The 6,902-nt window shown below is 42.9% G+C and carries 1 protein-coding gene, 2 tRNA genes and 2 rRNA genes; 1 reads left to right on the top strand and 4 read right to left on the bottom strand.

What is annotated here, in order from left to right; genetic code table 11:
* The 4 genes from L6Q46_RS08615 to L6Q46_RS08600 form a co-directional block, all read right to left on the bottom strand.
* Nucleotides 1-1,721 (bottom strand): 23S ribosomal RNA (locus L6Q46_RS08615); the annotation flags it as partial.
* Between the two features lie 135 nt (nt 1,722-1,856).
* A tRNA-Ala gene (locus tag L6Q46_RS08610) sits at nt 1,857-1,930 on the bottom strand.
* A gap of 83 nt (nt 1,931-2,013) precedes the next feature.
* Nucleotides 2,014-2,087 (bottom strand) — tRNA-Ile (locus tag L6Q46_RS08605).
* Between the two features lie 90 nt (nt 2,088-2,177).
* Nucleotides 2,178-3,691 (bottom strand): 16S ribosomal RNA (locus L6Q46_RS08600).
* 1,264 nt (nt 3,692-4,955) lie between these two features.
* Here L6Q46_RS08600 and thrS point away from each other — a divergent pair.
* Entirely contained in the window at nt 4,956-6,896 is a 1,941-nt protein-coding gene (gene thrS, locus L6Q46_RS08595) for a threonine--tRNA ligase (RefSeq protein WP_291283959.1), read from the top strand.
* The last annotated feature ends 6 nt before the right edge of the window (nt 6,897-6,902 follow it).

Here is a 6,902-nt window from a genome sequence, read left to right as displayed (position 1 = left end):
CTGTGTTTTTGATAAACAGTCGCCTGGATCTTTTCACTGCGGCCAGCATTGCTGCTGGCGACCTTTCTCCCGAAGTTACAGGTCTATTTTGCCTAATTCCTTAGCCATGAATCTCTCGAGCACCTTAGGATTCTCTCCTCAACTACCTGTGTCGGTTTACGGTACGGGTACTTATAATCTAAGTTTAGAAGATTTTCTTGGCAGCCTTTAGGTACACTATCTCGTTGTCCGAAGACTCTGAGTACTATCGCATTTCACCAGTCCCAGCGGATTTGCCTACCGGGCCTATAGCTAAGTGCTTTAACGAACTATTCCGTCAGTTCGCGGTACTTTCACCACTGCGTCTCTCCATCACAATTATAAGTAGTACGGGAATATTAACCCGTTGGCCATCGACTGTCCCTTTCGGGTTCGCCTTAGGACCCGACTAACCCGCAGCTGATTAGCATAGCTGCGGAAACCTTAGTTTTTCGGTGTGCGGGTTTCTCGCCCGCATTATCGTTACTTATGCCTACATTTTCTTTTCAAATCCATAGCTTCGGTAGTATGCTTATGCCCGATTATTATCCATGCTCGTCCGCTCGACTAGTGAGCTGTTACGCACTCTTTAAATGAATGGCTGCTTCCAAGCCAACATCCTAGCTGTCTGGGCAGACAAACCTCGTTTTTTCAACTTAGCATACATTTGGGGACCTTAGCTGATGGTCTGGGTTCTTTCCCTCTCGGACATGGACCTTAGCACCCATGCCCTCACTGCTGGTAAACATTATATAGCATTCGGAGTTTGTCAGGAATTGGTAGGCGGTGAAGCCCCCGCATCCAATCAGTAGCTCTACCTCTATATAACTTATACCCAGCGCTGCACCTAAATGCATTTCGGGGAGTACGAGCTATTTCCGAGTTTGATTGGCCTTTCACCCCTACCCACAGGTCATCCGAAGACTTTTCAACGTCAACCGGTTCGGACCTCCACTATGTGTTACCACAGCTTCATCCTGCCCATGGGTAGATCACACGGTTTCGCGTCTACCATTACTGACTAAAGCGCCCTATTCAGACTCGCTTTCGCTACGGATCCACACCTGAAGTGCTTATCCTTGCCAGCAACGGTAACTCGTAGGCTCATTATGCAAAAGGCACGCCGTCACCCCACGAAAGGGCTCCGACCGCTTGTAAGCGTATGGTTTCAGGATCTATTTCACTCCGTTATTCACGGTTCTTTTCACCTTTCCCTCACGGTACTGGTTCACTATCGGTCTCTCAGGAGTATTTAGCCTTAGCGGATGGTCCCGCCAAATTCACACAGGGTTTCACGTGCCCCGCGCTACTCAGGATACCACTATCTATATCTTCTCTTACCCATACAGGACTATCACCCTCTTTGGTTAACCTTTCCAGGTTATTCCGGTTCAATCCGCATAGAATGTCGTGGTCCTACAACCCCAACATTGCCGTAACAACATTGGTTTGGGCTAATCCGCGTTCGCTCGCCACTACTTACGGAATCACTTTTGTTTTCTTCTCCTCCGCCTACTTAGATGTTTCAGTTCAGCGGGTTTGCCCCCTATCGGGTAATGCATCTTCAATGCATTGGGTTGCCCCATTCGGATATCTACGGATCAATTCGTGTGTGCCAATCCCCGTAGCTTTTCGCAGCTTATCACGTCCTTCATCGCCTCTGAGAGCCAAGGCATCCCCCATACGCCCTTATTTTGCTTATGTGCCGCCTAATTTTATATAATAAAACTAGGACTTTCTTTAATAAAATCGTAACATGTTACGATTCTACTGTACTTTCTACTTTTTAAATGTATTTTATCTCAATATGTCAATGAACGGTTTTCCTTTCGGAATCGTGGAGAATATCGGAGTCGAACCGATGACCTCCTGCGTGCAAGGCAGGCGCTCTAGCCAGCTGAGCTAATCCCCCAATTTGAACTCAGAATTATGAATTCAGAATTACGAATTATGAATCCCAACTTCCAGAATTTCCTTCAAACAAGCTTAAAAAAGTAGTCCCGGGCAGACTCGAACTGCCGACCCCTACATTATCAGTGTAGTACTCTAACCAGCTGAGCTACGAGACTCTGTTTTCTTTGCTTATTCTTATTTTTTAAATTAACAGCGAGAGTAATATCTTCCTTTCAACTAAAACCTAACGGTCAAATCTTCTCTAGAAAGGAGGTGTTCCAGCCGCACCTTCCGGTACGGCTACCTTGTTACGACTTAGCCCTAGTTACTAGTTTTACCCTAGGCAGCTCCTTGCGGTCACCGACTTCAGGCACCCCCAGCTTCCATGGCTTGACGGGCGGTGTGTACAAGGCCCGGGAACGTATTCACCGGATCATGGCTGATATCCGATTACTAGCGATTCCAGCTTCACGGAGTCGAGTTGCAGACTCCGATCCGAACTGAGATAGGTTTTGTAGATTCGCTCCTGCTCGCGCAGTGGCTGCTCTCTGTACCTACCATTGTAGCACGTGTGTGGCCCAGGACGTAAGGGCCGTGATGATTTGACGTCATCCCCACCTTCCTCACAGTTTACACTGGCAGTCTCGTTAGAGTTCCCGACATGACTCGCTGGCAACTAACGACAGGGGTTGCGCTCGTTATAGGACTTAACCTGACACCTCACGGCACGAGCTGACGACAACCATGCAGCACCTTGTAAATTGTCCGAAGAAAAAACTGTTTCCAGTCCTGTCAATCTACATTTAAGCCCTGGTAAGGTTCCTCGCGTATCATCGAATTAAACCACATGCTCCACCGCTTGTGCGGGCCCCCGTCAATTCCTTTGAGTTTCACACTTGCGTGCGTACTCCCCAGGTGGGATACTTATCACTTTCGCTTAGCCACTCAGATTGCTCCGAACAGCTAGTATCCATCGTTTACGGCGTGGACTACCAGGGTATCTAATCCTGTTCGCTCCCCACGCTTTCGTCCATCAGCGTCAATCACTTAGTAGTAACCTGCCTTCGCAATTGGTATTCCATGTAATATCTAAGCATTTCACCGCTACACTACATATTCTAGTTACTTCCTAAGCATTCAAGTCTTACAGTATCAATGGCAGTTCCATCGTTGAGCGATGGGCTTTCACCACTGACTTATAAGACCGCCTACGGACCCTTTAAACCCAATGATTCCGGATAACGCTTGGATCCTCCGTATTACCGCGGCTGCTGGCACGGAGTTAGCCGATCCTTATTCCTACAGTACCGTCAAGCTCCCACACGTGGGAGGGTTTCTTCCTGTATAAAAGCAGTTTACAATCCATAGGACCGTCTTCCTGCACGCGGCATGGCTGGTTCAGTCTTGCGACCATTGACCAATATTCCTCACTGCTGCCTCCCGTAGGAGTCTGGTCCGTGTCTCAGTACCAGTGTGGGGGATCTCCCTCTCAGGACCCCTACCCATCATCGTCTTGGTAAGCCGTTACCTTACCAACTAACTAATGGGACGCATGCTCATCTTATACCGTTGGAACTTTAATTACATCTTGATGCCAAGTCGTAATGCTATGGGGCATTAATCCAAATTTCTCTGGGCTATTCCCCTGTATAAGGTAGATTGCATACGCGTTACGCACCCGTGCGCCGGTCTCAAACACCGAAGTGTTCTACCCCTCGACTTGCATGTGTTAGGCCTGCCGCTAGCGTTCATCCTGAGCCAGGATCAAACTCTTCATCGTATATTGTTTGATAGATTGCTCTATCTTGTTTTATTCGATTCAAGTCGCTAGGTTGTTTTCAATTTACTCGAAAAATCTTACTCTCTCTTATTTTCAAAATTACATCGCTGTAATTTTGTGCTGTCAATTCAATATGTCTATGAACGTGTCATTCTTTGTTTTTTTGAGACAAGTTAGTAACTTGTCTTTACATCGCCACTGTTTCAGTTAGCGGGTGCAAAAGTACAACTCTTTTTTAATCTGGCAAGCTTTTTTGAAAAAATTTTTTGATTATTTTTTCTCGACCACTTACCCAATATTTTTAAGAACTTGTACGCTCCGATTCTTTCGTTTCGGGTCGGCAAAGATACTACCTTTACTTTTTATTATCCAAATCTTTTTTCAACTTTTTTTAAAGTTTTTTTGATTTGTTTAATCTTCAGTTTGTGTGTGAACTTCTGCTCTAATAATCTTTTCCGTAACCACAAGCCTTTTATAATCTTTTTTTTGTCTTTTTTTTCATGTTTTTCTTAACATGCTGATAACAAGGATTTAATATAGAAAAGTTTTTTACATCCCCCTAACCCCCTTCGAAGGGGGAATGCTTTCTAAGAAGGATTCGTTTATTTTGTTTTATACTATATATGTATGGTTTCAAGTTTCAAGTTTCAGGTTGTGGGCTTAACTGCGTTAAGCGGTAGCCTGCTGCGCAGGAGATTCCTAATCTGCGGAATGACAACTCGCAGGGGCGAGGGGGATTATTTAATGAGGTATTATTTGCTTGAATTTTGAATGAGGATTACTTCGCCAGTTCGAGCAAAGCTCTCGGGTAACGAATTTTGAATAGTGAAGTTTTTCAAATATTGTGGTTACATCCCCCTAGCCCCCTTCGAAGGGGGAATTACTCCTACATATATAATAGTGTGATTCCGTTTTCAGTTGTGGGCTTAACTGCGTTAAGCCATAACCTGCTACGCAAGAGATTCCTCTTTTTCGGAATGACAGCTCGCGGTGCGAGGGATTTGTGCTCGCTTCGCGAGCCAGTGGAATGGTTATCTGGAATACCAAACGTCTTGAATAGCCCCGATGGGAGTGGAAATCTTTTTTTGCCTTGTTTCGAATTCACTTAAATATAACATGGCAAAAAAAATTGTAGCGGACAGCGGGACTAAAAGTCTTTATGGAATGCGAAACGTGTGCTTCTAATCTTTTTTAACATTATACCTTATATATATTGTATGGATTTTATTAATGGTTTATATTTGCAACTTATAAATTTTAAAAAATGATAAAAGTTACTTTACCCGACGGGTCGGTTAAGGAGATGGCTCAAGGAGTTACTCCGATGGATGTTGCGAAAAGCATTAGTGAAGGTTTGGCTAGAAACGTGATTTCGGCTTCCTATAATGGTACCACTATTGAAACGACGACGACCTTAACGACGGACGGTACACTTATATTATATACGTGGAATGACAAAGAAGGTAAAAAAGCTTTTTGGCATTCGACTTCGCACGTGATGGCGCAAGCTTTGGAAGAAATTTTCCCTGGAATTAAATTAACACTTGGACCTGCGATTGATAATGGTTTTTATTACGACGTAGATTTTGGTGATAAAAAAATTACGGATGCCGATTTCAAAAAGATTGAAGATCGTGTGTTAGAAATTTCAAGAGAGAAGCATGAATTTAAAATGCGTCCGGTTTCAAAAGCGGAAGCATTGGAGGTTTATAAAAATAATGAGTACAAAACCGAATTGATTTCGAATTTAGAAGACGGAACTATTACGTTCTGCGATCATTCGAATTTCTTTGATTTGTGCCGTGGTGGTCATATTCCGAATACAGGAATTATCAAAGCGATGAAAATTTTATCAGTGGCGGGTGCTTACTGGAGAGGTGATGAAAAAAACAAACAGTTAACGCGTGTTTACGGAATTTCGTTCCCAAAACAAAAAGACTTAACGGATTACTTAGAATTATTAGAAGAAGCAAAACGCCGTGACCATAGAAAATTAGGAAAAGAATTAGAATTGTTCCATTTTTCACAAAAAGTAGGTCAAGGTTTACCTTTATGGTTACCAAAAGGAGCTGCTTTACGCGATAGATTAGAGCAATTCTTGAAAAAAGCACAGAAGAAAGCAGGTTACGAACAAGTAGTAACTCCACACATTGGAATGAAAGACTTGTATGTAACTTCTGGACACTATGCTAAATATGGTGCGGATAGTTTCCAACCGATTCATACTCCGGCGGAAGGCGAAGAGTTCTTGTTAAAACCAATGAACTGTCCACACCACTGTGAGATTTACAATGCAAGACCTTGGTCGTACAAAGATTTACCAAAACGTTATGCTGAATTTGGAACAGTGTATCGTTATGAGCAATCGGGTGAATTACATGGATTGACTCGTGTTAGAGGATTTACTCAGGATGATGCGCATATTTTCTGTACACCTGATCAATTGGATGCGGAGTTCAAAAATGTAATCGACTTAGTATTGTACGTTTTTGGTTCGTTAGGATTTGAAAACTTTACAGCTCAGGTTTCGGTTCGTGATTTAGATAATCCGGATAAATATATAGGTAGCGTTGAAAACTGGGAAAAAGCAGAAAATGCAATTATCAGTGCAGCGAAAGATAAAGGATTGAATTATGTGATTGAAGCTGGTGAAGCGGCTTTCTATGGTCCGAAATTGGATTTCATGGTAAAAGATGCTTTAGGTAGAAGTTGGCAATTAGGAACCATTCAGGTAGATTACAATTTACCAGAGCGTTTTGAATTGTCTTATAAAGGTGCAGATGACAAGTTACATCGCCCTGTTATGATTCACCGAGCGCCTTTTGGTTCGATGGAACGTTTTATCGCTATTTTATTGGAACACACGGCAGGAAATTTCCCAATTTGGTTGATGCCAGAGCAAGCTATAATCTTGTCTTTGAGTGAGAAATATGAAAATTATGCGAAAAAAGTTTTAGATTTGCTAGAAAATCACGAAATTCGCGCCCTAATTGACAACCGAAATGAAACAATCGGGAAGAAAATTAGAGAAGCGGAGATGAATAAATATCCGTTTATGCTGATTGTTGGCGAGGAAGAAGAGAAAAACGGAACGATTTCTGTTAGACAACGCGGACAAGAAGGAAAAGGAAATATATCGGTTACTATTGAGCAATTTGCTGCAATGATAAACGAAGAAATCAATAAAACATTAAAACAATTTTAAGTTTAA

It is taken from the genome of Flavobacterium sp. (genome assembly GCF_023151265.1).
Taxonomy (GTDB): domain Bacteria; phylum Bacteroidota; class Bacteroidia; order Flavobacteriales; family Flavobacteriaceae; genus Flavobacterium.
This window is presented reverse-complemented; position numbering and strand designations above follow the sequence as displayed.